The organism is Acidovorax sp. GW101-11A03 (assembly GCF_059424825.1).
On sequence record NZ_JBWKZU010000061.1, the window covers coordinates 1 to 25,614 of the forward strand.

Annotated in this window: 19 protein-coding genes and 1 pseudogene; 17 read left to right on the forward strand and 3 right to left on the reverse strand. The window is 64.2% G+C overall.

The genetic code is table 11. The annotated features are described in order from the left end of the window. Positions 1 to 463: 463 nt before the first annotated feature. The gene (locus tag AC07Z7_RS20390; protein ID WP_094290556.1) at positions 464 to 1,426 is read right to left on the reverse strand and encodes a LysR substrate-binding domain-containing protein; all 963 of its coding nucleotides are present in this window, start codon (positions 1,424 to 1,426) and stop codon (positions 464 to 466) included. A 144-nt stretch (positions 1,427 to 1,570) separates the two neighbouring features. Between AC07Z7_RS20390 and AC07Z7_RS20395 the strand changes: the two genes are divergently transcribed. From AC07Z7_RS20395 to dgoD, 13 genes are all read left to right on the forward strand, one after another. After that, the gene (locus AC07Z7_RS20395) at positions 1,571 to 3,022 is read left to right on the forward strand and encodes an aldehyde dehydrogenase family protein (RefSeq protein ID WP_494767473.1); all 1,452 of its coding nucleotides are present in this window, start codon (positions 1,571 to 1,573) and stop codon (positions 3,020 to 3,022) included. Positions 3,023 to 3,100: 78 nt separating this feature from the next. After that, the gene (locus AC07Z7_RS20400) at positions 3,101 to 4,066 is read left to right on the forward strand and encodes an ABC transporter substrate-binding protein (protein WP_137746565.1); all 966 of its coding nucleotides are present in this window, start codon (positions 3,101 to 3,103) and stop codon (positions 4,064 to 4,066) included. A gap of 214 nt (positions 4,067 to 4,280) precedes the next feature. Further along, positions 4,281 to 5,351: a multiple monosaccharide ABC transporter substrate-binding protein gene (gene chvE, locus AC07Z7_RS20405; RefSeq protein WP_015013817.1), complete on the forward strand. Its 1,071-nt coding sequence runs from the start codon at positions 4,281 to 4,283 to the stop codon at positions 5,349 to 5,351. A 110-nt stretch (positions 5,352 to 5,461) separates the two neighbouring features. Beyond that, entirely contained in the window at positions 5,462 to 6,979 is a 1,518-nt protein-coding gene (gene mmsA / locus AC07Z7_RS20410) for a multiple monosaccharide ABC transporter ATP-binding protein (protein WP_494767474.1), read from the forward strand. 1 nt (position 6,980) lies between these two features. Then, the gene (gene mmsB, locus AC07Z7_RS20415; RefSeq protein WP_494767475.1) at positions 6,981 to 8,210 is read left to right on the forward strand and encodes a multiple monosaccharide ABC transporter permease; all 1,230 of its coding nucleotides are present in this window, start codon (positions 6,981 to 6,983) and stop codon (positions 8,208 to 8,210) included. Continuing rightward, the gene (locus tag AC07Z7_RS20420; protein WP_494767476.1) at positions 8,210 to 9,763 is read left to right on the forward strand and encodes a sugar ABC transporter ATP-binding protein; all 1,554 of its coding nucleotides are present in this window, start codon (positions 8,210 to 8,212) and stop codon (positions 9,761 to 9,763) included. The genes mmsB and AC07Z7_RS20420 overlap by 1 nt, the downstream gene beginning before the upstream one ends. Beyond that, positions 9,756 to 10,808 carry an ABC transporter permease gene (locus tag AC07Z7_RS20425; RefSeq protein WP_494767477.1) on the forward strand — a complete coding sequence of 351 codons (1,053 nt, stop codon included), beginning with the start codon at positions 9,756 to 9,758 and terminating at the stop codon, positions 10,806 to 10,808. The genes AC07Z7_RS20420 and AC07Z7_RS20425 overlap by 8 nt, the downstream gene beginning before the upstream one ends. Continuing rightward, positions 10,805 to 11,842, forward strand: coding sequence for a galactofuranose ABC transporter, permease protein YjfF (gene yjfF, locus AC07Z7_RS20430; protein ID WP_494767478.1), 1,038 nt, complete (start codon positions 10,805 to 10,807; stop codon positions 11,840 to 11,842). The genes AC07Z7_RS20425 and yjfF overlap by 4 nt, the downstream gene beginning before the upstream one ends. Positions 11,843 to 11,876: 34 nt before the next feature. Continuing rightward, positions 11,877 to 13,610 carry an IlvD/Edd family dehydratase gene (locus AC07Z7_RS20435; protein ID WP_494767479.1) on the forward strand — a complete coding sequence of 578 codons (1,734 nt, stop codon included), beginning with the start codon at positions 11,877 to 11,879 and terminating at the stop codon, positions 13,608 to 13,610. Between the two features lie 132 nt (positions 13,611 to 13,742). After that, the gene (locus tag AC07Z7_RS20440; protein WP_494767480.1) at positions 13,743 to 14,681 is read left to right on the forward strand and encodes a dihydrodipicolinate synthase family protein; all 939 of its coding nucleotides are present in this window, start codon (positions 13,743 to 13,745) and stop codon (positions 14,679 to 14,681) included. 11 nt (positions 14,682 to 14,692) lie between these two features. Then, positions 14,693 to 15,742, forward strand: a complete 1,050-nt coding sequence (locus tag AC07Z7_RS20445) for a 2-dehydro-3-deoxygalactonokinase (RefSeq protein ID WP_494767481.1) — start codon at positions 14,693 to 14,695, stop codon at positions 15,740 to 15,742. After that, positions 15,739 to 16,398: a 2-dehydro-3-deoxy-6-phosphogalactonate aldolase gene (locus tag AC07Z7_RS20450; RefSeq protein WP_116749616.1), complete on the forward strand. Its 660-nt coding sequence runs from the start codon at positions 15,739 to 15,741 to the stop codon at positions 16,396 to 16,398. The genes AC07Z7_RS20445 and AC07Z7_RS20450 overlap by 4 nt, the downstream gene beginning before the upstream one ends. 58 nt (positions 16,399 to 16,456) lie before the next feature. Beyond that, a complete protein-coding gene (gene dgoD, locus AC07Z7_RS20455; protein WP_494767482.1) occupies positions 16,457 to 17,605 on the forward strand; it encodes a galactonate dehydratase in 1,149 nt (382 codons plus the stop codon). Positions 17,606 to 17,815: 210 nt separating this feature from the next. On the opposite strand, the gene AC07Z7_RS20460 is transcribed toward dgoD, so the two are convergent. Together AC07Z7_RS20460 and AC07Z7_RS20465 are read right to left on the reverse strand one after the other, a co-directional pair. Next, positions 17,816 to 19,555: an ATP-binding protein gene (locus tag AC07Z7_RS20460; protein WP_494767483.1), complete on the reverse strand. Its 1,740-nt coding sequence runs from the start codon at positions 19,553 to 19,555 to the stop codon at positions 17,816 to 17,818. A 9-nt stretch (positions 19,556 to 19,564) separates the two neighbouring features. Next, positions 19,565 to 20,815, reverse strand: coding sequence for a DUF4297 family anti-phage-associated protein (locus tag AC07Z7_RS20465; protein ID WP_494767484.1), 1,251 nt, complete (start codon positions 20,813 to 20,815; stop codon positions 19,565 to 19,567). A gap of 487 nt (positions 20,816 to 21,302) precedes the next feature. Here AC07Z7_RS20465 and AC07Z7_RS20470 point away from each other — a divergent pair, with 487 nt between their 5' ends. The 4 genes and pseudogenes from AC07Z7_RS20470 to AC07Z7_RS20485 all read left to right on the forward strand — a co-directional run. Further along, entirely contained in the window at positions 21,303 to 22,199 is an 897-nt protein-coding gene (locus AC07Z7_RS20470) for a hypothetical protein (protein WP_494767485.1), read from the forward strand. After that, positions 22,196 to 24,499: an ATP-dependent DNA helicase gene (locus tag AC07Z7_RS20475; protein WP_494767486.1), complete on the forward strand. Its 2,304-nt coding sequence runs from the start codon at positions 22,196 to 22,198 to the stop codon at positions 24,497 to 24,499. The genes AC07Z7_RS20470 and AC07Z7_RS20475 overlap by 4 nt, the downstream gene beginning before the upstream one ends. Before the next feature lie 48 nt (positions 24,500 to 24,547). Further along, complete coding sequence (locus tag AC07Z7_RS20480) at positions 24,548 to 25,246, forward strand: YkgJ family cysteine cluster protein (RefSeq protein ID WP_494767487.1); 699 nt, start codon at positions 24,548 to 24,550, stop codon at positions 25,244 to 25,246. A 44-nt stretch (positions 25,247 to 25,290) separates the two neighbouring features. After that, positions 25,291 to 25,614 (forward strand): annotated as a pseudogene (locus AC07Z7_RS20485) (hypothetical protein); the annotation flags it as partial.

A 25,614-nucleotide genomic window follows, 5' to 3' on the forward strand; every position in this document is an offset into this window, starting at 1 on the left:
GGTGGGGCCGAGTGCAGCAATGGCCCGTGTGGCTGTTCGGCTGTCCACCCCCTGCTGGCTGCGCCTGCGGCGGGGCGGTTGTGGGGTGGCATGGGCGTCGGAGCGCCCATGCTTCGTGATCTGACTCGCCGCAGTTGTCCGAGCGGAGCGCCGCAGGCGCGCAGCGAGTTCTGCGGCGCACCCCGCAACCGCACCGACGCAGGTTTGCCCCGTAGCGAAGCGCAGGGGTCGCAGACTGGGGGTCGCCTTTCTTTTGGGTACTTTTCTTTGGCGAAGCAAAGAACAAGTACCTCGGCCGCCGGGCCGAGACCCGGCCTCCGCCCTCAACACAAGCATGCTTTTCAAACCAGCACGCCCCAGCTTCGACAAGCTCAGACCGAACGGACAGGAGGCCTAAAACTACAAAAAAAATAGCTACCAGCGCTTATCCAACAAGCGTTAGCAGCCAATTTCATCCAAAAAATCAATCCCCCACCTCCAACCTCCGCCCATACTGCACCAGACTCGTCTGCTTCAACGCCTTCATCATCACCTTCGCCGCCGGCGACAACAGCCGGTCCGACCGCGTGATGATCCCGAACGCATCCATATGGCACGGCATCGCCAGCGGCAACACCGTCACGATCCCATGCGCCGCGTAGTACCGCGCCACATCCTCCGCCACCACCGCAATCATGTCGCTCTGCTGCAGCATGCGCGTGATGAACAGCAGGGCCGATGTCTCCACCGTGTGCAGCGGCGGCGCCAGCCCGTCCTGCTGGAACATCAGGTCAAACCGGTGGCGCAGCACGCTGCCAGCAGGCGGCACGATCCAGTTGGCCGACACCACATCGCGCAGCGTCAGCCCCGTCATGCTCGACAGCGGGTGGCCCGGGCGCGTCATGGCGCAGACCAGCTCCTCCGTCAGCGACTCATAACGCAGGTTCTCCTTGTCGTGCTCCTCGTACAGGCGGCCCACCACGATGTCGAGCTTGCCCTGCTCCAGCCGCTCCAGCAGCACCGGGCTGGTTTCTATGTCGAGCGAAATGCGCAGGCTGGGGTGCTCCTGCTTGACCAGCGCCACGGCCGCGGGCAGCAGGCTCAGCCCGGGTGAGGTGATGGCGCCGATGCCCACCTGTCCGTAGTGCCCGCGCTTGAGCGCACCGATCTCGTCGTGCGCCTGGTTCAGGTTGGCCAGGGCCATGCGCGCGTGGCGAATCATGGTCTCGCCGTACCAGGTGGGGCGCATGCCGCGCGGCAGGCGGTCAAACAGCGACACCTCCAGCACGTCCTCCAGATCCTTGAGCAGCTTGGAGGCGGCGGGCTGGGTCATGCTGAGCACCTGGGCGGCGCGGTGGATGTTGCCCTCTTCGGCCAGGGCCACCAGCAGCAGAAGCTGGCGCGTCTTGAGGCGGGCGCGGATGAACCAGTGGTTGTAGGTGCTCATGGATGGAAGGAAGGGGGAAAGGACGGAAAAAGGGAGGGGTTTTCCAGAATGCAAAGAACGATATGTATTTTGTCTAAAAAACGATTGGATTGATATCTAAACCTTCCATAGACTTCGCCGCAACTGCAACAAAGGCCTCTCTCCATGAAGCTCGGCGACCTCCAGCTCAGCCCCCGGCACCTGATCAACGGCCGGTGGGAAATCGGCACCACCACCGGCATTAGCACCAATCCGTCGGATACCCGCGAGGTGGTGGCCGAATACGCCCGCGCCGACCGCAACCAGACCGAGCTGGCCGTGCGCGCTGCGGCCGACGCCCTGCCCACCTGGAGCCAGAGCACACCCCAACGCCGCGCCGATGTACTGGACATGATTGGCAGCGAGCTGCTGGCCCGCAAGGATGAGCTGGGCGCGCTGCTGGCCCGCGAGGAAGGCAAGACGCTGCCCGAAGGCATCGCCGAGGTGGCGCGCAGCGGGCAGATCTTCAAGTTTTTTGCAGGCGAGGCGCTGCGCATCCAGGGCGAGCTGCTGGCCTCGGTGCGCCAGGGCGTGCAGGTGGACGTGACCCGTGAGCCCGTGGGCGTGGTGGGCATCATTGCGCCGTGGAACTTCCCGTTCGCCATCCCGGCCTGGAAGATCGCCCCGGCCCTGGCCTACGGCAACACCGTGGTGTTCAAGCCCGCCGAGCTGGTGCCCGCCTGTGGCTGGGCGCTGGCCGAAATCATCAGCCGCAGCGGCCTGCCCGCCGGTGCCTTCAACCTCGTCATGGGCAGTGGCCGCGAGGTGGGCCAGACGCTGGTGGACCACCCGCTGGTCAACGCGCTGAGCTTTACCGGGTCAGTCGCCACGGGCGACCGCATCCTGCGCGCGGCCTCAGCACGGCGCGCCAAGGTGCAGCTGGAGATGGGCGGCAAGAACCCGCTCATCGTGCTGGCCGACGCCGACCTGGACCAGGCGGTGGACTGCGCGCTGCAGGGCTCGTATTTCTCCACCGGCCAGCGCTGCACGGCATCGAGCCGTCTCATCGTCGAGGCCGAGGTGCACGACGCCTTTGTGGCGCGCCTGCGCAACCGGCTGGTCAGCCTGAAGGTGGGCCATGCGCTGGAGCGCGGCACCGAGATGGGCCCGGTGGTGGACGACAACCAGCTGGCGCAGAACCTGGGCTACATCGACATTGCGCGCAATGAGGGGGCGGAGCATGTCTGGGGTGGCGAGCGCCTGGAGCGCCCCACCCCAGGCCATTACATGAGCCCCGCCCTCTTCCTGGCCCGCCCCGAACACCGCGTGGCGCGCGAGGAAATCTTTGGCCCCGTGGCCTGCGTGCTGCGGGCTGACGACTACGAGCACGCACTGGCCTTGGCCAACGACACGCCCTTTGGCCTGTGTGCGGGCATCTGCACCACGTCGCTCAAGCGCGCCATGCACTTCAAGCGCCACGCTGCCGTGGGCATGACCATGGTGAACCTGCCCACGGCGGGCGTGGACTTCCATGTGCCGTTTGGCGGCCGCAAGGAATCGAGCTACGGCGCCCGCGAGCAGGGGCGCTACGCCGCCGAGTTCTACACCACGGTCAAGACGGGCTACATGCTGGCTTGAGCCCTGCCCTTTTCGAGCGTTCCTTCTTTCCATCCCGCAACCATCGTCAACCAACCATTACAGACAGGAGACAAGATGATGAAAATGAACCGCCGCACCGTTGCTGCCGCCTTGGCCAGCGTGCCCGTGGCCGCCTTGCTGCCCGGCGCCGCCTGGGCGCAAAAGCCCCTCGTGCTGGGCTTCAGCCAGGTGGGGGCCGAGAGCGAATGGCGCACCGCCAACACCGAGTCCATCAAGTCGGCCGCCAAGGAGGCGGGCATCGAGTTGAAGTTCTCGGACGCGCAGCAGAAGCAGGAGAACCAGATCAAGGCCATCCGCTCGTTCATCGCGCAGAAGGTGGACGTGATTGCGTTCTCGCCCGTGGTGGAGTCGGGCTGGGAACCCGTGCTGCGCGAGGCCAAGGCCGCCAAGATCCCCGTGGTGCTGACCGACCGCGCAGTGAACACCAAGGACACGTCGCTGTACGTGACCTTCATGGGCTCGGACTTTGTGGAAGAAGGCCGCAAGGCCGGTCGCTGGCTGGTGGAGAAGATGAAGGACCAGAAGGGCGAGGTCAACATCGTCGAGCTGCAAGGAACTGTGGGCTCGGCCCCTGCCATCGACCGCAAGAAGGGCTTTGAAGAAGTCATCAAGGCCGACCCCAAGTTCAAGATCATCCGCAGCCAGACCGGCGACTTCACCCGCGCCAAGGGCAAGGAAGTGATGGAGGCCTTCCTGAAGGCCGAGGGCAAGAAGATCAATGTGCTGTACGCGCACAACGACGACATGGCGATTGGCGCCATCCAGGCCATCGAAGAGGCCGGCATGAAGCCCGCCAAGGACATCGTGATCATCTCCATCGACGCAGTGAAGGGCGCCTTCGAAGCCATGATCGCCGGCAAGCTCAACGTGAGCGTGGAGTGCAGCCCCCTGCTCGGCCCGCAGCTGATGAGCGCCGTGAAGGACATCAAGGCTGGCAAGGCCGTGCCCAAGCGCATCGTGACCGAAGAAGGCATCTTCCCGATGGAAGTGGCGGCGAAGGAAATGCCTAACCGCAAGTACTAACCCCCTGAGGCGCTGCGCGCCTTCCCCCTTTCTCTCGCATCGCTGCGCGATGCGGGAAGGGGGAAGCCACCGGCGCCCGCAAGTGAAACGCAGCCTTCGCTGCATGGCGGCCCTTGGGCGGTGGCCCTGGCCTGGGGCCGCGCCAGTTGCGGCGGCCTGTAGCGGACTTCAGGCATCTATCAAAAAACAAATTCACACCAGGAGACAGACTCAAATGAAGCGTGCAATTTTCAAGGCCGTGTTGGCCACCGTGGCACTGGCGGCCATCGGCGCCACGTCCGTGGCATCGGCCCAGGACAAGGGCACCATCGGCATCTCGATGCCCACCAAGTCCTCGGCGCGCTGGATTGCCGATGGCGACAACATGGTCAAGGTGCTCAAAGACCGTGGCTACAAAACCGACCTGCAGTACGCCGAAGACGACATCCCCAACCAGCTCGCGCAGATCGAGAACATGATCACCAAGGGCGCCAAGGTGCTGGTGATCGCGTCGATTGACGGCACCACGCTGTCCAAGGCGCTGCAAAACGCGGCCGACAAGGGCGTGAAGGTCATCGCCTATGACCGCCTCATCAAGGGCTCGAAGAACGTGGACTACTACGCCACGTTCGACAACTTCCAAGTGGGCGTGCTGCAGGCCACGTCCATCGTGGACAAGCTAGGCCTCAAACAAGGCAAGGGCCCGTTCAACATTGAACTGTTCGGCGGCTCACCCGACGACAACAACGCCTTTTTCTTCTACGACGGCGCCATGAGCGTGCTGCAACCGTACATCGACAGCGGCAAGCTGGTGGTACGCAGCAAGCAGACAGGCATGAACAAGGTGGGCACGCTGCGCTGGGACGGCTCGGTGGCCCAGGCGCGCATGGACAACCTGCTGTCGGCCTACTACGGCAAGGACAAGGTGCATGCGGTGCTCTCGCCCTATGACGGCATCTCCATCGGCATCCTGTCCTCCCTCAAGGGCGTGGGCTACTGCACCGCCCAGCAGCCCTGCCCCGTGGTCAGCGGCCAAGACGCTGAGGTGCCTTCCATCAAATCCATTCTGAAGGGCGAACAGTCTTCCACCGTGTTCAAGGACACCCGCGAGCTGGCCAAGGTGGCCGCCAACATGGTGGACGCCGTACTGACAGGCAAGCAGCCCGAGATCAACGACACCAAGACCTACAACAACGGCGTGAAGGTGGTGCCCTCGTACCTGCTCAAGCCAGTGGCGGTGGATTCCTCCAACTGGAACGCGGTGCTGGTGGGCAGCGGGTACTACAAGGAATCGCAAATCAAGTAAGCGCGAGCGGCTTCTGCATGTAGACCCGCCGCCTGCAAATGCTGCTGGGGCAGCGCAGGCGGCGTGCAACCGGGATGGGCCCCAAGGCCCCGCCAACAGACTGAGAGACCATGCTTCTTGAAATGCGGAACATCCGCAAAACCTTCCCCGGCGTGGTGGCGCTGAACCAGGTCAACCTGCAGGTGCAGGCCGGGGAGATCCATGCCATCGTCGGCGAAAACGGGGCGGGCAAATCCACGCTGATGAAGGTGCTGTCGGGTGTGTACCCCCATGGCAGCTACAGCGGCCAGATCCTTTTCGACGGGCAGGAGCGCGAGTTTGCGGGCATCCGCGACAGCGAGCACCTGGGCATCATCATCATTCACCAGGAGCTGGCGCTGGTGCCGCTGCTGTCGATTGCCGAGAACATCTTCCTGGGCAACGAAACCGCGCGGCACGGCGTCATCGACTGGATGGCCGCACACAGCCGCGCCCAGGCGCTGCTGCACAAGGTGGGCCTGCGCGAGTCGCCCGACACACCGGTGGGCCAGTTGGGTGTGGGAAAGCAGCAGCTGGTGGAAATTGCCAAGGCGCTGTCGCGCAAGGTGCGCCTGCTGATCCTGGACGAGCCCACCGCCAGCCTCAACGAGAACGACAGCCAAGCCCTGCTGGACCTACTGCTGGAGCTGAAAGCCCAGGGCATTACCTGCATCCTGATCTCGCACAAGCTCAACGAAATCTCGCGTGTGGCCGATGCCATCACCGTGCTGCGCGATGGCAGCACCGTGCAGATGCTGGACTGCCGCGAGGGCCCGGTGAGCGAAGACCGCGTGATCCAGGCCATGGTGGGCCGCGAGATGAGCGACCGCTATCCCCAGCGCCAGCCGCAAGTGGGCGACATTGCTTTTGAGGTGCGCAACTGGCGCGCCCACCACCCGCAGCGCAGCGACCGCGAGCACCTCAAGGGCATCGACCTGAATGTGCGGCGCGGCGAGATTGTGGGCATTGCGGGCCTGATGGGCGCAGGCCGCACCGAGCTGGCCATGAGCATCTTCGGCCGCTCGTGGGGCCAGCGCATCAGCGGCGAAGTGCGGCTGCACGGCCAGCCCATCGACGTGAGCACGGTGGAAAAGGCCGTGCGCCACGGCCTGGCCTATGTGACCGAAGACCGCAAGGGCAATGGCCTGGTGCTGAACGAAGACATCCAGTTCAACACCTCGCTGGCCAACCTGCCGGGCGTGTCGTTCGCCAGCGTGATCGACAGCGGTCAGGAACACCGCGTGGCACAGGACTACCGCGAGAAGCTGCGCATCCGCTGCTCGGGCGTGGGCCAGAAGACGCTGAACCTCTCGGGCGGCAACCAGCAAAAAGTGGTGCTGAGCAAATGGCTGTTCACCAGCCCCGAAGTGCTCATCCTCGACGAGCCCACGCGCGGCATCGACGTGGGCGCCAAGTACGAGATCTACACCCTCATCGCCCAGCTGGCGGCGGAGGGCAAATGCGTGATCGTGATCTCCTCCGAAATGCCCGAGCTGCTGGGCATCACAGACCGCATCTATGTGATGAACGAAGGCCGCTTTGTGGCCGAGATGCCCACCGCCGAAGCATCCCAAGAACGAATCATGCGAGCCATCGTGAAAGCCAGTTGATATGAGCCAGACCACCCATCCCCCCGCCAGCACGCTGGCAGACGGAAACCCGACAACAACGGCGCGGCACGACAAATCGCTGCTGCAGCACCTGCAGCACAACCTGCGCGAATACGGCATGTTGATCACGCTGGTGGCCATCATGGGCTTCTTCCAGTACATGACCGAGGGCACGCTGATGCAGCCCTTGAACCTGACCAACCTGGTGCTGCAGAACAGCTACATCGTCATCATGGCGCTGGGCATGCTGCTGGTCATCGTGGCCGGGCACATCGACCTGTCGGTGGGCTCGGTGTGTGGCTTCATCGGCGCGCTGGCAGCGGTGCTGATGGTTGAGTACAACTGGCACTTTGTGCCCGCCACGCTGGTGTGCCTGCTGTGCGGCGGGCTCATCGGCGCCATTCAAGGTGGGTTTGTGGCCTTCTCGCGCATCCCCTCGTTCATCGTCACGTTGGCGGGCATGCTGGTGTTCAAGGGCCTGGCGCTGGCGCTTCTGGCGGGTCAGTCGGTGGGGCCGTTCCCCTCGGCATTCCAGATGCTCAGCTCGGGTTTTATCCCCGACCTGTTCAGCGTGGAAGGGCTGCGCATGACCTCGCTGCTGTTGGGTGCGGCCGTGGCTGCGGCCCTGGCCGTGGGCGGACTGCGCCAGCGCGCCAACCGGCTGCGCCACGGCGTGCAGACAGAGCCTGCGGGTCTGTTCATCGCCCGCACCATCGTTTTTGGCGGGCTGCTGGTGTACTTCAGCTACCTCCTGGCCTCATACAAGGGCCTGCCCAACGTACTCATCGTGATGGCGCTGCTGATCGTGCTGTTCGACTTTGTTACCAGCCGCACGACCATCGGCCGCCGCATCTACGCCATGGGCGGCAACGAGAAGGCGGCCAAGCTCTCGGGCATCAAGACCGAGCGGCTTACGCTCTACGCCTTCATCAACATGGGCGTACTGGCCGCCCTGGCCGGGCTGGTGTTTGCGGCGCGGCTCAACACCGCCACGCCCAAGGCGGGGCTGGGCTTTGAGCTGGACGTGATTGCAGCCTGCTTCATCGGCGGCGCATCGGCCTCGGGCGGCGTGGGCAAGGTGATGGGTGCGGTCATCGGCGCCTTTGTGATGGGCGTGATGAACAACGGCATGTCCATCCTGGGCATCGGCATTGACTACCAGCAGGTCATCAAGGGCGTGGTGCTGCTGGCCGCCGTGCTTGTGGACGTTTACAACAAGAACAAAGCGTGATGACACCTATGGACGCGTCCACCGCTCACGCCCCAGCCGCAGCTCCGGTGCTGCAGCTTTCGGGAATCCACAAGCAGTTTGCGGGCATCCCCGTGCTGCGCGACGTGCAGCTCAACCTCTACCCCGGCGAGATCCATGCGCTGATGGGGCAGAACGGTGCGGGCAAGTCCACACTGATCAAGGTGCTGACAGGCGTGTTGGAGGCCAGCGGCGGGCAGATGCAGCTGGGCGGAGAAGCGGTGTGGCCGGACTCGCCGCTGGCTGCGCAGCGCCTGGGCATCAGCACCGTGTACCAGGAGGTCAACCTCTGCCCCAACCTCTCGGTGGCCGAGAACATCTTTGCGGGCCGCTACCCGCGCTGCGGCATTGCGCAGGGCTTTCGCATCGACTGGGCCACGCTGCACCAGCGCGCCCGCGATCTGGTGGCGCGCATCGGCCTACAGATCGACGTGACGCGCCTGCTGTCGGACTACCCCGTGGCCGTGCAGCAGCTGGTGGCGATTGCCCGGGCGCTCAGCATCGAATCGCGCGTGCTGATCCTGGATGAGCCCACCTCCAGCCTGGACGACGACGAAGTGCAAAAGCTCTTCGAGGTGCTGCGGCGCCTGCGCAGCGAGGGGCTGTCCATCGTCTTTGTGACGCATTTCCTGAACCAGGTGTATGCCGTGTCCGACCGCATCACCGTGCTGCGCAACGGCAGCTGGGTCGGCGAGTGGCTGGCCAAAGACCTAGGGTCACAAGCGCTGATCGCCGCCATGCTGGGCCGCGACCTGGCCGCGACGTCGGAGCAACCCGCACCAGCGCCCACCGTGGACAGCCGTCAAGCCACGCTGCTGCAAACCGAGGGCCTGGGGCAAGACACGCAGCTGCAGCCGCTGGATCTGCAGATCCGCGCGGGCGAGGTGGTGGGCCTGGCCGGGCTGCTGGGCTCGGGCCGCACCGAGCTGGCGCGCCTGCTCTTTGGCCTGGAGCAGCCCGACCGGGGCGCGCTGCGCATTGACGGGCAGGTGGTGAAGTTTGCCAACCCCATGGATGCGATCCGCCATGGCCTGGCCCTGTGCCCCGAAGAGCGCAAGACCGACGGCATCGTGGCCGAGCTGTCGGTGCGCGAGAACATTGCGCTGGCGCTGCAGGCGCGCATGGGTGTGAGCAAGTTCCTTTCGCGCGCCGAGCAGACGGCGCTGGCCGAACGCTATGTGAAGCTGCTGGGTATCAAGACCGAGACGGTGGACAAGCCCATCGGCCTGCTGTCGGGTGGCAACCAGCAAAAGGCGATCCTCGCGCGCTGGATGGCCATCGAACCGCGCCTTTTGATACTGGACGAACCCACGCGCGGCATCGACGTGGCCGCCAAGCAGGAAATCATGGACCAGATCCTGCGCCTAGCCCAGGCGGGCATGGCCGTGTTGTTCATCTCTTCCGAAATGAGCGAGGTGGTGCGCGTGGCGCACCGCATCGTGGTGCTCCGCGATCGCCACAAGGTGGGTGAACTTCCAGCTGGAAGTAGCGAGGACGCCGTCTACGAACTCATCGCCGCAGAACAACATGCCTGAAAAACGCAATACCCCCTCCCCCATTGCCGCGCTGATGCACCACCGACTGGCCTGGCCCATCATCACGCTGCTGTTGTTGCTGGGTATCAACACGGCTTTCAACGCGAGCTTCTTGAACATCGAATGGCGCGACGGGCACCTGTACGGCAGCCTCATCGACATCCTGAACCGCGCCGCACCGTTGGTGCTGGTGTCCCTGGGCATGACGCTGGTGATCGCCACACGCGGCATCGATATCTCGGTGGGTGCGACAGTGGCCATTGCAGCGGCCGTGGCAGCGTGGCTGATCGGCGGCTCGGTGTCGGGCACCGAAAGCCGTTTTCCGCTGCCGGTCGCCATCCTCGGCGCCATCGGCGTGGCACTGCTGTGCGGGCTGTGGAACGGCGTACTGGTGGCCAAGGTGGGCATGCAGCCGATCATCGCCACGCTGATCCTCATGGTGGCGGGCCGGGGCATTGCCCAGCTCATCACCGACGGGCAGATCATCACCATCTACTACACGCCCTACTTCTTCATGGGCGGTGGGTACCTGGCAGGGCTGCCGTTCTCCGTGTTCGTAGTGGCCGCAGTCTTCGTGGTGCTGTACCTCGCCATCACGCGCACAGCGCTGGGCCTGTTTATCCAGGCAGTGGGCATCAACCCCACGGCGGCGCGGGTGGCGGGTGTGCAGGCGGGGCGGCTTGTCGTGGCGGCCTATGTGTTCTGCGGCGTCTGCGCGGGCATTGCGGGGCTGCTTATCAGCTCCAACGTGAAGAGTGCGGATGGCAACAACGCCGGGCAGCTGCTGGAGCTGGACGCCATCCTGGCCGTCACGCTGGGCGGCACAGCCCTCACGGGCGGCCGCTTCAGCCTGGTGGGCAGCGTGATTGGTGCGCTCATCATCCAGACGCTGACCTACGCCATCTACTCGCTGGGCGTGCCGCCCGAGATCAACCTGGTGGTGAAGGCCGTGGTGGTGTTCATCGTGATGCTGCTGCAGTCGCCCGAGTTCCGAGCGCAAGTCGGCGCGCTGGCACGCCGTCCTGGCGCGGGAGCCTTGCAATGAGCGCCGTACCCAAGACCGCAGGCTTCGGCACCGTGACCCACCCTGCCCCACAGGCCGCCGCCGCGCGCGCGCGGTTCAACCCCAAGTACCTGCCGCTGGCAGCCACCATCTCGCTGTTCGTGGCCATGGCCACGCTGGGCTCGGTGCTGTACACCGGGTTCTTCTCGGCCCAGGTTTTCCTCAACCTGCTGATCGACAACGCCTTCCTCATCATCGTGGCGGTGGGCATGACGTTCGTGATCCTGTCGGGCGGCATCGACCTCTCGGTGGGCTCGGTGGTGGCACTGACCACCATGGTGCTGGCCGCGCTGGTGGAACACCGGGGCTGGAACCCCATCGTCGCCATCCCGCTGGTGCTGCTGATGGGCACGGCATTTGGCGCGTTCATGGGTTTCCTCATCGAGCGCTTTCGGCTTCAGCCCTTCATCGTCACGCTGGCAGGCATGTTCCTGGCGCGGGGGCTGTGCTACCTGATCAGCATCGACTCCATCAGCATCACACACGAAGGCTATTCGGAGCTGGCCCAGTGGCGCCTGCCGCTGTGGGAAGGCGCATCCCTATCGCTGGGGGCGCTCATCGCCATCGCCGTGCTGCTGGTGGCCCTGTTTGTGGCGCACTGCACGCCGTTTGGCCGCAACGTGTATGCGGTGGGCGGCAGCGAGCACTCGGCCGTGCTCATGGGCCTGCCGGTGCGCCGCACGCTCATTGGCGTGTACACGCTGTCGGGCTTTTGCTCGGCGCTGGCGGGCGTGGTGTTCACGTTCTACATGCTGTCGGGCTATGGCCTGCATGCCGTGGGCATGGAGCTGGACGCGATTGCCGCCGTGGTCATTGGCGGCACGCTGCTCACCGGTGGCGTGGGCTATGTGGCGGGCACGCTGTTTGGCGTGCTCATGCTCGGGATCATCCAGACCCTGATTTCCTTCGACGGCACGCTCAGCTCCTGGTGGACACGCATCGTCGTCGGTGTGCTGCTGTTCGCTTTCTGTCTGCTGCAGCGGCTGCTTTCGCGCCGCTCGGGCAAGGCCCGTTGACTCTTCATTTCTCCTCTTTCTCTCGCACCCCACCATGACCACCCCCAAGCGCAAACTCCGCTCCGCCGAATGGTTCGGCACGGCCGACAAAAACGGCTTCATGTACCGCAGCTGGATGAAGAACCAGGGCATCCCCGACCACGCGTTTGACGGCCGCCCCGTGATCGGCATCTGCAACACCTGGTCCGAGCTGACCCCGTGCAACGCCCACTTTCGCAAGATTGCCGAGCATGTGAAACGCGGCATCTACGAGGCGGGTGGCTTCCCCGTCGAATTCCCGGTGTTCTCCAACGGCGAATCCAACCTGCGCCCCACGGCCATGCTGACGCGCAACCTGGCCAGCATGGACGTGGAAGAGGCCATTCGCGGCAACCCCATCGACGCGGTGGTGCTGCTGGTGGGTTGCGACAAGACCACGCCTGCGCTGCTGATGGGCGCGGCCAGCTGCGATGTGCCCGCCATCGTGGTCACGGGCGGGCCCATGCTCAACGGCAAGCTCGACGGCAAGGACATCGGCTCGGGCACGGCCGTGTGGCGCCTGCACGAGTCACTGAAGGCGGGCGAGATCAACGAACACCAGTTCTTCGCGGCCGAGGCCGGCATGTCACGCTCCGCCGGCACCTGCAACACCATGGGCACGGCCAGCACCATGGCCTGCATGGCCGAGTCGCTGGGCACATCGCTGCCGCACAATGCAGCCATCCCGGCCGTGGACTCGCGCCGCTATGTGCTGGCCCACATGTCCGGCAAGCGCATTGTGGAGATGGCGCACGAAGGGCTCACGCTCTCCAAGATCCTCACGCGCGAGGCATTCGAGAACGCGATCCGCACCAACGCGGCCATCGGCGGCTCGACCAATGCGGTCATTCACCTCAAGGCCATCGCAGGCCGCATTGGCGTGCAGCTGGACCTGGAGGACTGGACCCGCATCGGCCGGGGCACGCCCACCCTGGTGGACCTGCAGCCCTCGGGCCGCTTCCTGATGGAAGAGTTCTACTACGCGGGCGGCCTGCCCGCCGTGCTGCGCCGCCTGGGCGAGAACGGCCTGCTGCCCCACCCCAACGCCCTCACCGTCAACGGCAAGAGCCTGTGGGACAACGTGCGCGAAGCACCGCAGTACAACGACGAGGTCATCCGCCCCATCACCAACCCGCTGATTGCCGACGGTGGCATCTGCATCCTGCGCGGCAACCTGGCGCCGCGTGGCGCGGTGCTCAAGCCCTCGGCCGCATCGCCCGAACTGCTCAAGCACCGGGGCCGCGCCGTGGTGTTCGAGAACCTGGAGCACTACAAGGAGCGCATCGTCGATGAAAACCTGGACATCGACGCCAGCTGCGTGATGGTGCTCAAGAACTGCGGCCCCAAGGGCTACCCCGGCATGGCCGAGGTGGGCAACATGGGCCTGCCGCCCAAGCTGCTGCGGCAGGGCGTGAAGGACATGGTGCGCATCTCCGACGCGCGCATGAGCGGCACCGCCTACGGCACGGTGGTGCTGCACGTGGCGCCCGAGGCGGCTGCCGGTGGCCCGCTGGCTGCTGTGCGCGATGGCGACTTCATTGAGCTGGACTGCGAGAACGGCCGCCTGCATCTGGACATCAGCGACGAGGAACTGGCAGCACGCCTGGCCGCATTGGCTGGCAAGGACAACGGCGGACGCGGCGGCTACCAGCGGCTGTATGTGGACCACGTACTGCAGGCGGACGATGGTTGCGACTTTGACTTCCTGGTGGGTTGCCGAGGTGCAGAGGTCCCGCGTCACTCTCATTGAAGGACGCCCCCGAAGTCGCTTGGCGCCTTTGCCGCGTCAGCCACAGAAGAATGCTACATATTTAATAGCTATCAGCGCTTAATGGACAGGCGAAAGAGCCTCATTTCACTCAAATTCTTATCCGCACCCGCCATGCCAGCCACCCATTCCCTCCAGAACCCTCGCTACCGAGGCATCTTCCCCGTGGTGCCCACCACCTTCCACGAAGACGGCACGCTCGACCTCGACAGCCAGAAGCGCTGCCTCGACTTCATGATCGACGCTGGCGTGGACGGCGTCTGCATCCTGGCCAACTTCTCGGAGCAGTTCTCGCTATCGGACGCCGAGCGCGAAGTCCTCACCCGCACATCGCTGGAGCATGTGGCGGGCCGCGTGCCCGTCATCGTCACCACCACCCACTACGGCACCCGCGTGTGCGCCGAGCGCAGCCGCGCCGCGCAAGACATGGGCGCGGCCATGGTGATGGTCATGCCGCCGTATCACGGTGCCACCTTCCGCGTGCCCGAGGCGCAGATCTACGAGTTCTATGCCCGAGTGTCGGATGCGATCCGCATCCCGATCATGGTGCAGGACGCGCCCGCCAGCGGCACCGTGCTCTCGGCCCCCTTCCTGGCCCGCATGGCGCAGGAGATCGAGAACCTGGCCTACTTCAAGATCGAAGTGCCCGGCGCCGCCAGCAAGCTGCGCGAGCTGATCCGCCTGGGTGGCGACGCCATCGAAGGCCCGTGGGACGGCGAAGAAGCCATCACCCTGCTGGCCGACCTGGATGCGGGCGCCACCGGCGCGATGACCGGCGGCGCCTTCCCCGACGGCATTCGCCCCGTCATCGAAGCCCACCGCCAGGGCGACAGGGACCAGGCGTTTGCGCTCTACCAGCGCTGGTTGCCCCTCATCAACCACGAAAACCGCCAGGGCGGCATCCTCACGGCCAAGGCACTGATGAAGGAAGGCGGCGTGATCACCTGCGAGGCAGGCCGCCACCCCTTCCCGGCCATGCACCCTGAGGTGCGACGCGGCCTGATCGACATCGCACGGCGCCTGGACCCGCTGGTGCTGCGCTGGGCACGTTAAGCAGGACACCCATGGTGCCTGCACGTTTTCTGGTGCCCGCCGAGGCGGGCCTGATCGCCCTGGACTGGGGCACCAGCGCATTGCGCGCCTTCCGCATGGGCGCCCATGGCGAGGTGCTGGAGACGCGGCACCGCCCCTGGGGCATCATGAACCTGCCCCCCGCCACCGCGAGCGCGGCAGACGGCGAGCCCGGCGCCGCGTTTGAACGCGCACTGCAAGACACCTGCGGCGACTGGCTGGCCGCCGCACCCGGCCTGCCCCTGCTGGCCTGCGGCATGGTGGGCAGCGCCCAAGGCTGGCGCGAGGCCAAGTACCTGCCGACGCCCACCTCGCTCGATGCACTGGCGCGGGGCCTGACACTGGTGGAGCGGCGCGACGGCCCGCCGCTGCACATCGTGCCGGGCCTGTTGCAGCAGGGCGCGCTGCCCAACGTGATGCGCGGCGAAGAAACCCAGGTGCTGGGCGTGCTGGCGGGGCTTGCGCTGCCTGCAGATGCGCCCGTGCTCATCGGCCTGCCCGGCACCCACAGCAAATGGGTGCTGGCACGCCAAGGCCACATCGAACAGTTCCACACCTTCATGACCGGCGAGGTGTTTGCCGCACTGCGCGGCCACACGATTCTGGGCAAGACCATGCAGGCTGCAGCGGCCCCCGACGACGATGCCTTTGCGCGCGGGCTGGAGGTGGCGCGGGGCAGCGATGCCGCGCTGGGACTGCTCTCGCACATCTTCAGCACCCGCACGCTGGGGCTGACCGGCGCGCTGGCGCCTACCGCGCAAGCGGACTACCTCTCGGGCCTGCTGATCGGGCACGAGGTGGCGAGCCTGAGCCGCGCACAGGATCAAACCCCAACAACACCACGAACGCCGGTGCTGTGCGGCGAGCCCGACCTGTGCCGCCGCTACGCCGTCGCGCTGCAGACCCATGGCTTTGCCGCACCCGCCATCGCCACGCAGGCCACGGCCACCGGGCTGTGGCAGATCGCGCTGGCGGCAGGGCTGGTCGTTGCGCCAGCACCCTCCTCCTCACACCCCTTCACCGCCGGGAGTCTGGCTGCATGAACCCCATCGACAAAGCCCTGTTCCACATCCTGCAGCGCTGCGGGCTCATCGCCATCCTGCGCGGCGTGCAGCCGCACGAGGTGGTCGCCATCGGCCACGCGCTATACGACGCGGGGTTTCGCATCATCGAAGTGCCGCTGAACTCCCCCGAGCCGCTGGCCAGCATCCGCGCGCTGCGCGATGCGCTGCCCGCCGACTGCCTCGTGGGTGCAGGCACGGTGCTCTCCATCGATGCCGTGGCCGATGTGGCCGCAGCCGGTGGGCAGATCATCGTCATGCCCCACAGCGACCCCGATGTGATCCGCGCCGCACGCGCCGCCGGCATGGCCTGCGCGCCCGGCGTGGCCACGCTGACCGAGGCCTATGCCGCGCTGGCAGCGGGCGCCAACATGCTCAAGCTGTTCCCCGCCGAGGCGCTGCCGCCCCATGTGCTCAAGGCCTGGCGCGCCGTCATCACGCCGCCCATGGCGCTGGTGCCCGTGGGCGGCATCGTGCCCGAGAGCATTGCCCCCTATGCCGCCGCTGGCGCCAGCGGCTTTGGCCTGGGCTCGGCCCTGTACCGGCCCGGCGACCAGGCTCCCGAGGTGGCGCACAAGGCTGCAGCGTTTGCGCGGGCGTGGCAGGCGTCGTTTGGAACCGCGCCCGCCACCGCCTGAACCGCGCCCCTACTCGCTCCAGACAACCCAGCATTTCTGAACCGACTGCCCATCCCCCATGAAGATCACCCGACTCACCACGTTCATCGTCCCGCCGCGCTGGTGCTTCCTCAAAATCGAAACCGACGAAGGCATCACCGGCTGGGGCGAGCCCGTGCTGGAAGGCCGCGCGCACACCGTGGCCGCAGCGGTCGATGAACTGGCCGACTACCTCATTGGCAAAGACCCACGCCACATCGAAGACCACTGGACCGTGCTGTACCGGGGCGGCTTTTACCGGGGCGGCGGCGTGCACATGAGCGCACTGGCCGGCATCGACCAGGCCCTGTGGGACATCAAGGGCAAGGCGTTGGGCGTGCCCGTGTCCGAGCTACTGGGTGGCAATGTCCGCAGCCACATCAAGGTCTACAGCTGGATTGGCGGAGACCGCCCCAGCGAGACGGCCGCCGCTGCCCAGGCCGCCGTGGCGCGCGGCTTCACGGCCGTGAAGATGAACGGCACCGAAGAAATGCAGTACGTGGACAGCTACGACAAGGTGGAACGCTGCCTGCAGAACGTGGCCGCCGTGCGCGAGGCCGTGGGGCCGAACGTGGGGATTGGCGTGGACTTCCACGGCCGTGTGCACCGGCCCATGGCCAAGGTGCTGGTCAAGGAGCTGGAGCCCTACAAGCTCATGTTCATCGAAGAGCCTGTGCTCAGCGAACACGACGAGGCGCTCAAGGAAATCGCCCGCATCTCGTCCACCCCCATCGCCCTGGGCGAGCGCCTGTACTCGCGCTGGGACTTCAAGCGCGTGCTGCAAGGCGGCTACGCCGACATCATCCAGCCCGACCCCTCGCACGCAGGCGGCATCACCGAAACCCGCAAGATCGCCAGCATGGCCGAGGCCTACGACGTGGCCCTGGCCCTGCACTGCCCGCTGGGGCCCATTGCCTTGGCGGCCAACCTGCAGCTGGACGCCGTTTGCTACAACGCCTTCATCCAGGAACAGAGCCTGGGCATCCACTACAACCAGGCCAATGACTTGATGGACTATGTGTCCAACCCCGAGGTATTTGCGTACCAGGATGGGATGGTGGCGATCCCGAACGGTCCGGGTTTGGGGATTGAAGTGAACGAAGAATATGTGCGCGAGCGGGCGCAGGAGGGACACCGGTGGAGGAACCCGGTGTGGCGGCACCGGGATGGGAGTTTTGCGGAGTGGTGAGGGGGTTGGGATCTTCGTCAGTGGATTCGGTGGCAATGGGCGGCTTTAGGCTGGTTGCCGCCGTTCAACTCAACAAGGCCAATGACTGCTGCCACCCAAAGCAGTCATTGCACTGAACCTTCTTTGCAATTCAGTTTTGACCGTGGTATAGCCACAACTAGGGTTTTGGGCAGCTCGCCTCAAACTTAATTTGTGCGACAACGCCCCCCATTACCCTCGCCAGTTGTCGGCACGCTTTTTAAAATCGATGTTCTTCCACTCCGATTTCCAGAGTGTGAGATATCTCACATCACTGGACGAGGGCTCGGGGTCACATTTCTCCACATACACGACGCATGGCATGATGACAGCATCCCCGATCAGAAGCGCTTCCCCTTGCTCCAGCGCGGGCATGCCCTCTGTCAAATTGCCAAGCGTATCCGGCAGTAGTCGGCGGACATAGCTTTGGTCATCGGGATTAGTAAGACGCATCGCCAGGAAGTTTGAGCATTGCGAAAAAATAGTTTCTGAAATTTCAGACGGTCGTTGGCTCGAAATCAGTAGGCTAATGCCGTACTTTCGGCCTTCTTTGGCGATGCGTTCGATTGCAGCCAGGGAAGCCTTGTAGCGAGCAAGGCCACTCTTTGGCGCGTATTTGTGCGCTTCCTCATAAACCATCAGGAATGGCTGCTCAGTCTTGCTTTCAACGCGCCGAGCATAATAGCAAAAATCGAACATTAAACGGGAGATCAACGAAACGGTAATGCTGAGTAGTTCAAAGGGGATGCCGCTGAGGTCGATGATGGTGACATTCGACTCACCTCCCGCCTTGTAGCCGGTAAACTGTTCAAGTACCTGCTCCAGGGTCGCTGCTTTGGCCTTCGCACCGAATATGAAGTCAAGCCGGGAATTGGATATTTTTGATCCAATCCGACGCTCGAATTTGTCGATGCTACCGTCGGCATAGGGGCCTTTATTGATTTTTCCCCGTTCCGGGGCCGCGAATTCCCGCAACGCCTTGCAATAATGCTCAAGCTGCCCCTCCACGTCATCGAACGTTTCGGTCGTGCCGTCCTTAAACTTGATATGCAGCGAGTTCTCAGCATCTTTTGTTTCCCGCGTCAGGTTGCGGAAAGCGTTCGCTACGTGCTGAATGTCATATCGAAGCGGACTGTCGAAATTGACCTTCTCGACGGCAGGATTGCTGATCTTCTTGGCGATAGTCACTACGGAACGAAGCAGCGACTCCTGGTTGTAATTGTTGTTGTCCCCCGACTCAAGGAACATGTCCTCCATCTCGTCTTCGTTGAGAAGCCAATATGGTAGGACGAGATCATCGACGGTAATTACATTTGCCTTGGGAAATGCTGCTGCATATTCGGAATGAAGATCGAATATCAGGATATGGGAGTTGTTGAGGCCTTGGTATTCGCCGGTTTTGGCAGATATGGCCCTCTGCAGAACCGACGACACACTCGACGATTTTCCCGATCCCGAAGCACCGACAACGGCAATATGCTTGTTGAAGAATCGGTCGCCGTGAACGGGTACGACAATATCACGCTGCCGAGTCAGTGAAGAAAAGCAAAAGCGGTCTTCAGCCGCATAGCAGTCTGCGTAAATGGCTGCGATTTCCGCTTTCGTCGCCGGGACCACCTTCTTCGGTGGAATAGCTAATTCGTCGCCTCCACGATTAAACTTTCCATCTTTAAGGGTCCCGAGAGGGTAGGCGTCGATCATATAGACGCGCTTGTAGTCACCGCTTCCGTCCCCTTTGACCTCTTTCATTTCGATTGAAAAGCTTTCGATGATGCAGATGAGGGAAACGTTTTCATTGTCCGAGACTTTAAGAAAGGACCCGACGCGAAGAGATTCACCTGCCGTCTGGAAGTTCAACAGATCGTCAACAGCTACTCTAACCTTGTTGGGGTAAACGGCGACAACCTGGGCATTAACGATTTCTTCAGTCATTTTACTTCCTCAGATAATTTTCTTGATTGTGGAGATGCTGCTGACGGGGATCGAATAAATCCGAATCTTTGGAGCCTGCATAGCCATGGTCGCAGGGCGTTCAAGGAAGAAGTCATAGATGTGGCACAACCTCCGTCCCACTCCATTGAGGACCTGCTGCAACTGGCTTTCGTCATCGACAAAACGTATTTCGATTTGCTGCTCTTGGGTCAGTAGGCTGAGGATGTGATCGATGCGGAATGGCGATCCGCGATATGGGAAACCGTCTACGAAAACTGTTCCAGTATCGAAAAGCTCGTTCTTCACATGCATGATAAGTTTGTCATCCGCGCCGCGTAGCAGGATTAATGGGGCATCGCGTTCGGAACTCGGGATACGGCGCCGCTTCGCCGAACTCCACTTGCTGCTGATTGCCCTGAGTTGCTCGCAGACAACCGAACTGTCTGTCGCCGCATTGCATTCCATGATGAAAGTGCGGGCGATTCCTGAGCTGTTCGTAGGTGAGAAATGCAGGCGTTTCATATGCTTCGCATACTCCGTTGCGTCCTTCTCTCGGAGAAGCCAACGATTATGGACAGCCTGAGAGGCTTTGAGCACTTGTTGCAGATCACGACGAGTAGTCTTGCGATCGTTGTGATCTTTTTTTGTGGCTAGTGTCGCAATGTAATCAAGGGCTATTGGATAGTGAAAGCCTTCAGCCTCAAACGCTGAGACGCCTTGACTCTTCCGTATTGCCTCGATGACGATGGTGCGATGCTCGGAAAATTCCGCCGAAATCTGTATGCTGAAGTTTTTGCAAAACGCCTCAATCAATTCATCAGGCGCTGCCATTCCGTCGAGTAGAGATTTCGTCTCGTATGTTTTCGTACCGTCAGCAGCCTTCGTTTCTTTGCGATATTCCATCACCGATTTAAAGCGCTCGACGGAGAACTCATTAATATCGATCTTAACTTCAGGAAAATGCCCGTACAGCCGGTATTTTCGGCCTGCCCGTTTTGCCTCTTCAAGCCCATGAAAATGAACAAAGAGCTTATGCAGGGGATCACGCAACACCGAGTCTGTCAGGTTCTGCGCCGCATAGTATTTTACCTGTCCGTAAATGACGCCTTCATCGGTGTAGCGGTCGAAGTCTTCAATTCCCTCGATGACGATTTCATCGCTCAGGTCCGCGTTCAGGATTTCGAGCAAGGCAGCGTCAAGTTGGTAAAAATACCCTCTGATCGAAGCTGTCGCTTCGCGTTTCTTGTCTACCTCCAGCATCCTCGCCTCCAAAATATTCCCTTTTGGCATCATTGAAAAACAAGAGAAAAGGGCGAGTGTAAATCGACCAGCTTTTCCTAGCTAGTGCCCTATCTCACATAATTCTCCCTATTGGCAGCAAGTGACGGATCATTGCTAAAGAGCAGTCTTCATGTTGTGGGGCTGATCGTCAGCAGTCGCTGCGTAGCAGCCTCTCGCCGCCTCTTCCGATTTACCTGCTGCATAGACGGCCACATAACCACAACTTCCGATTGTTCGCTTCATGCCGGGCAAGTGCGTCCTCATACAACCCCGGAGGACTCATTTCTTCTCCCTCGAAATGTCATGGCGAGAATGCTCACATTTCAATAGCTGCTAGCGCTTATCCATAGGGCGGAAGAGGCAAATTCGACCCAAATTTCTTTAGCACACTCCTTCCGGCATCCTAAAAGCAGCCCGCCAGGCACTGTGATTAAAATCAGTGCCACGCCAGCCCACCCACCCCGCCATGACGGTGCTGCCCTCCCCCACTTCGGACTCCCCGCCCTCCACCCCGATCACCCGCTTTCACCGCACCCGCCTGATGCAAATCTGGCGCTCGGCGGGCTGGCCGTGCAAGGACGGGTTGGAGATTGACCTGCTGGCTGCGGGCCTGATCCATCTGCACACGGCGCCCGATGGTTGCGAAACCCTGCGCCTCACCGACGAAGGCATCCGCACGCTGGCGCAGGCCCGCCAGCGCGGCGTGCGGGCACTGAGCTTGCACGATCGGCTGGGGCAGAAGTTTGCGGCGCAGTTGCTGGCGGCGGGGCGCATCGTGTGGACCGAGCTGTCGCTGCGCGCGGTGATCGACACCGTGCCGGGGGGGGATGTGATGACGCCCACTGCGGCCGCGCCCGGAGCACCTACCAATACAGCACCCGCCATGGCCCCGCTGTGGGCCGAGGATGACCACGCCCCGGCTGCCCGCGCCGCTGCCAATGTGTGGCGCATGGCCCGGCCCGATCTGTTTTCGGTACGCAACACCTCGGTGCCCGCCTACCTGCAGCCCATGGTGCACGAGGTGAAGGCGAGCCGGGCCGACCTGCTGTCGGACCTGCGGCACGACGCCAAGCGGCAGGCCTACCAGTGGCTGTGTGAGGAGTGCTACTACGTGTTCCCTGCCGGCATTGCCGAGCCGGACGAGATCCCTGAGCATTTTGGCATCTGGGTGCTGCACGGCAGTGTGGACGACGGGCGCTTTGAGCTGCTGCGCCCCGCGCGGCATAACCGCTGCACCCTGCCCTTCTCTGTGTGGATGGCGCTGTGCAAGGCCACGCCGCTGCGCAGCGATGACGACATGGCTCAGACCCATTTGGGCGAGCCAGCCCCGCCTGCCACCGACTCCACTACCACCCCGCCATGACCTACACCGTGGCGGTGCGCGAGCTGTGCGAGTTCACCGCCAAGCAGGGCGACCTGGACCTGCGCTTTACGCCTGCACCCACCGCGCTGGAAGGTATGGCAGGCCATGCGGTGGCAGCGTCGCGCCGGGGAGCGGGCTACCGGGCCGAGGTGGCGCTGAGCGGCAATTACCAAAGCCTGCGCGTGCGCGGCCGGGCCGATGGCTACGACCCTACGCAGCAGCGCATCGACGAGGTCAAGACCTTCAAAGGGCGGCTGGACCGCCAGCCCACATCGCACCGCCATCTGCACTGGGCGCAGGCCAAGGTGTACGGCTGGCTGCTGTGCGAGCAGGAGCAGCTGGCGCACATCGACGTGGCCCTGGTGTACCTGGACGTGGGCACGCAGCAAGAGACGGTGTTCACCGAACACTGCAACGCCGACGACCTGCGCCAGCACTTCGAGGCCCAGTGCCAGCGCTTCATTGCCTGGGCCGAACAGCAGGTGGCCCATCGTGCCGCGCGCGATACGGCATTGACCACGTTGGCGTTTCCATTTGGCGGCTTTCGCACCGGCCAGCGCCCGCTGGCCGAGGCCGTGTACAAGGCCGCGGTGGCGGGCCGCTGCCTGCTGGCCCAGGCACCCACAGGCATTGGCAAGACCATGGGCACGCTATTCCCGATGCTCAAGGCCGCACCGGCCCAGCGCATCGACAAGGTGTTCTTTCTGGCCGCCAAAACCTCGGGGCGGCAGATGGCGCTGGATGCGCTGGCGCGCCTGGCCGACAGCGCACCCGCACTGCCGCTGCGTGTGCTGGAGCTGGTCGCGCGCGACAAGGCCTGTGAACACCCCGACAAGGCCTGCCATGGCGAGTCATGCCCGCTGGCCCGGGGCTTCTACGACCGGCTGCCCGCCGCACGCGCAGCGGCGGTGGCCACCACCATGGAAGGGAAAAACGTCCCCGCTTTGCTACAAGCCCGCGTGCGTGAGGTGGCCCTGCAGCACGAGGTTTGCCCCTACTACCTGAGCCAGGAGCTGGCCCGCTGGGCCGATGTGGTGGTGGGCGACTACAACTACTACTTTGACCTGGGCGGCCTGCTGCACGGCCTGGCCCAGGCCAACCAGTGGCGCACGGCGCTGCTGGTGGACGAGGCGCACAACATGGTGGAGCGCGGCCGCAAGATGTTCACGGCCGAACTGCACCCCGCCGCCTTGGCCCAGGCCCGCAGCAGCCCCACCGCTGCGCAGCACGCGCCGGTGAAAAAGGCGCTGGACAAGGTGCGCCGCGCCTGGGTGGCGCTGGACAAGGCGCACCCGGCCCCGTACACGGTGCTCGAAACCTTCCCCGACAAGCTGCTGGCCACGCTGCAGCAGTGCACCACCACGCTCACCGAGCATTTCACCGACCACCCCACGGAGCCAGACGGCGCGCTGCAAACGTTCTACTTCGATGCCCTGCACCTGCAGCGCATGGCCGACCTGCTCGATGCGCATTCGATGGTGGACATCACCCAGGCTTCTGCAGCCCACCACCAGCGAGCCTCTAAGCCCGGCGATTCCGTGGTCTGCATCCGCAACGTGGTGCCCGCGCCCTTCTTGCAACCCCGCCTCGCAGCTGCGCACACCAGCACCTTGTTTTCGGCCACGCTGCAGCCCGCGCGCTACTACGCCGACCTGCTGGGCCTGCCTGAGGACCATGTGTGGGTGGATGTGGAATCGCCCTTTGCGGCACACCAGCTGCAGGTGCAGGTGGCGCGCCACATCTCCACGCGCTACCCGCACCGCGCGGCATCGCTGGCGCCGATTGCGGCGCTGATGGCGCAGCAGTTCCGTGTGCGGCCCGGCAACTATCTGGCGTTCTTCAGCAGCTACGACTATCAGCAGCAGGCCGCTGCACTGTTTGCGCAGCAGCACCCCGATGTGCCGCACTGGTGCCAGTCGCGCCGCATGCTCGAAGGCGAGCAGCGCGAGTTTCTGGCCCGCTTTACCACTACCAGCCAGGGCATTGCCTTTGCCGTGCTAGGCGGCGCGTTTGCCGAGGGCATCGACCTGCCAGGCCAGCGCCTCATTGGCGCCTTCATCGCCACGCTGGGCCTGCCGCAGGTCAACCCCGTCAACGAGCAGATCCGTGAGCGCATGCAGGCGTTGTTTGGCGCGGGCTATGACTACACCTACCTCTACCCCGGTCTGCAAAAGGTGGTGCAGGCCGCTGGCCGCGTGATCCGCACGCCCAGCGACGAGGGCGTGGTGCACCTGATGGACGAGCGCTTTGCACAGGCCCAGGTGCGCAGCCTGCTGCCCGCGTGGTGGCAAACGCGCTAAGGTGCGGGGCACAGCCACCTTCCCGACTCCCCCAACCGCGAACCGCCCATGCTGACCGACGACGAGCGCTCCGCCTTCCTGCAATCCATCGCCCGCGTGCGGCAGCGGGCAGCGCAGGCGCTGCGACAGGCCCAGAGCGCCGATGGTGCGGATGGCGCCGTGGCTTTCATCGCGCAGCTGCACCGGGGCCTGGACACCGTAGCCGAGCAGGCCCGCGCCACTGGCCCCCAGCCCGCCTGCCAGGCCGGTTGCGCCCACTGCTGCCACCTGCGGGTCGAAGCGACCGAGCCTGAGGTCTTCCACATCGCCCAGCACCTGCGTGCCCAGCCCGCTACGGTGCGGGCTGATGCCATCAGTGCCCTGCAGCGGCATGTGGCAACTGCGCAGGCCAGCACCACGCGCCAGGCGTGCAGCTTTCTGGTGGATGACCGCTGCAGCATCTACCCCGCGCGCCCCGCCGCCTGCCGCAAGGCGCATTCGCTGTCGGCCACGCACTGTGCAGAACAATCCCCCACCATCCCCCAAAACCTGCGCCTGCTGGTGGATGCCGAGGCCCTGATGGCAGGCACCGCCCTGGCCTACCGCGACCAGCCCCTGCCCGCCAGCGCCCACGAGCTGAACGCCGCCGTGCTCGCCGTACTGACCGATCCCGCCGCACTGCACCGCTGGCACCAGGGCGACCCGGCTGCGCTGGGGCCCACACCCGCGCAAGGCCCGCACACCCCCAGCACCCCGCCACACCCTTGACATCCATCAAGCCCCAGCCCGCCCACCGGCCCACAATGCCGCCCATGAGGTCCTTGCACAACACAACCGCCGCGCGCCGCAGCGCCTGGCCCCTCCGCCAGCCCGCCACTCGCACAGGCGTACGCACCGCTACCCTGCTGCTCGCCCTGCCCCTGGGGCTGCTGGCAGGCTGCAGCAAGCCCGAGCCCACCGGCCCTGCCCAGACATCGTTTGCCGCGCTGGCCAGCGCATGCACCCAGTTCCTCGCCGCCCGCCAGCCCCACGTGCGCCCCAGCGGCCCTGGCGAATGGACGCTGACGGGCTACAGCCCTGCCCTGGTCCAGCCCGAAGTCACCCGCACCGAATCGCCGGTGACGCCCTATGTGGGC

Bases quoted from the DNA above. Each gene is read 5' to 3' on its own strand.
- AC07Z7_RS20390 (WP_094290556.1), bottom strand. From the start codon at position 1,426: ATGAGCACCTACAACCACTGGTTCATCCGCGCCCGCCTCAAGACGCGC.
- AC07Z7_RS20395 (WP_494767473.1), top strand. From the start codon at position 1,571: ATGAAGCTCGGCGACCTCCAGCTCAGCCCCCGGCACCTGATCAACGGC.
- AC07Z7_RS20400 (WP_137746565.1), top strand. From the start codon at position 3,101: ATGAAAATGAACCGCCGCACCGTTGCTGCCGCCTTGGCCAGCGTGCCC.
- chvE (WP_015013817.1), top strand. From the start codon at position 4,281: ATGAAGCGTGCAATTTTCAAGGCCGTGTTGGCCACCGTGGCACTGGCG.
- mmsA (WP_494767474.1), top strand. From the start codon at position 5,462: ATGCTTCTTGAAATGCGGAACATCCGCAAAACCTTCCCCGGCGTGGTG.
- mmsB (WP_494767475.1), top strand. From the start codon at position 6,981: ATGAGCCAGACCACCCATCCCCCCGCCAGCACGCTGGCAGACGGAAAC.
- AC07Z7_RS20420 (WP_494767476.1), top strand. From the start codon at position 8,210: ATGACACCTATGGACGCGTCCACCGCTCACGCCCCAGCCGCAGCTCCG.
- AC07Z7_RS20425 (WP_494767477.1), top strand. From the start codon at position 9,756: ATGCCTGAAAAACGCAATACCCCCTCCCCCATTGCCGCGCTGATGCAC.
- yjfF (WP_494767478.1), top strand. From the start codon at position 10,805: ATGAGCGCCGTACCCAAGACCGCAGGCTTCGGCACCGTGACCCACCCT.
- AC07Z7_RS20435 (WP_494767479.1), top strand. From the start codon at position 11,877: ATGACCACCCCCAAGCGCAAACTCCGCTCCGCCGAATGGTTCGGCACG.
- AC07Z7_RS20440 (WP_494767480.1), top strand. From the start codon at position 13,743: ATGCCAGCCACCCATTCCCTCCAGAACCCTCGCTACCGAGGCATCTTC.
- AC07Z7_RS20445 (WP_494767481.1), top strand. From the start codon at position 14,693: ATGGTGCCTGCACGTTTTCTGGTGCCCGCCGAGGCGGGCCTGATCGCC.
- AC07Z7_RS20450 (WP_116749616.1), top strand. From the start codon at position 15,739: ATGAACCCCATCGACAAAGCCCTGTTCCACATCCTGCAGCGCTGCGGG.
- dgoD (WP_494767482.1), top strand. From the start codon at position 16,457: ATGAAGATCACCCGACTCACCACGTTCATCGTCCCGCCGCGCTGGTGC.
- AC07Z7_RS20460 (WP_494767483.1), bottom strand. From the start codon at position 19,555: ATGACTGAAGAAATCGTTAATGCCCAGGTTGTCGCCGTTTACCCCAAC.
- AC07Z7_RS20465 (WP_494767484.1), bottom strand. From the start codon at position 20,815: ATGCTGGAGGTAGACAAGAAACGCGAAGCGACAGCTTCGATCAGAGGG.
- AC07Z7_RS20470 (WP_494767485.1), top strand. From the start codon at position 21,303: ATGACGGTGCTGCCCTCCCCCACTTCGGACTCCCCGCCCTCCACCCCG.
- AC07Z7_RS20475 (WP_494767486.1), top strand. From the start codon at position 22,196: ATGACCTACACCGTGGCGGTGCGCGAGCTGTGCGAGTTCACCGCCAAG.
- AC07Z7_RS20480 (WP_494767487.1), top strand. From the start codon at position 24,548: ATGCTGACCGACGACGAGCGCTCCGCCTTCCTGCAATCCATCGCCCGC.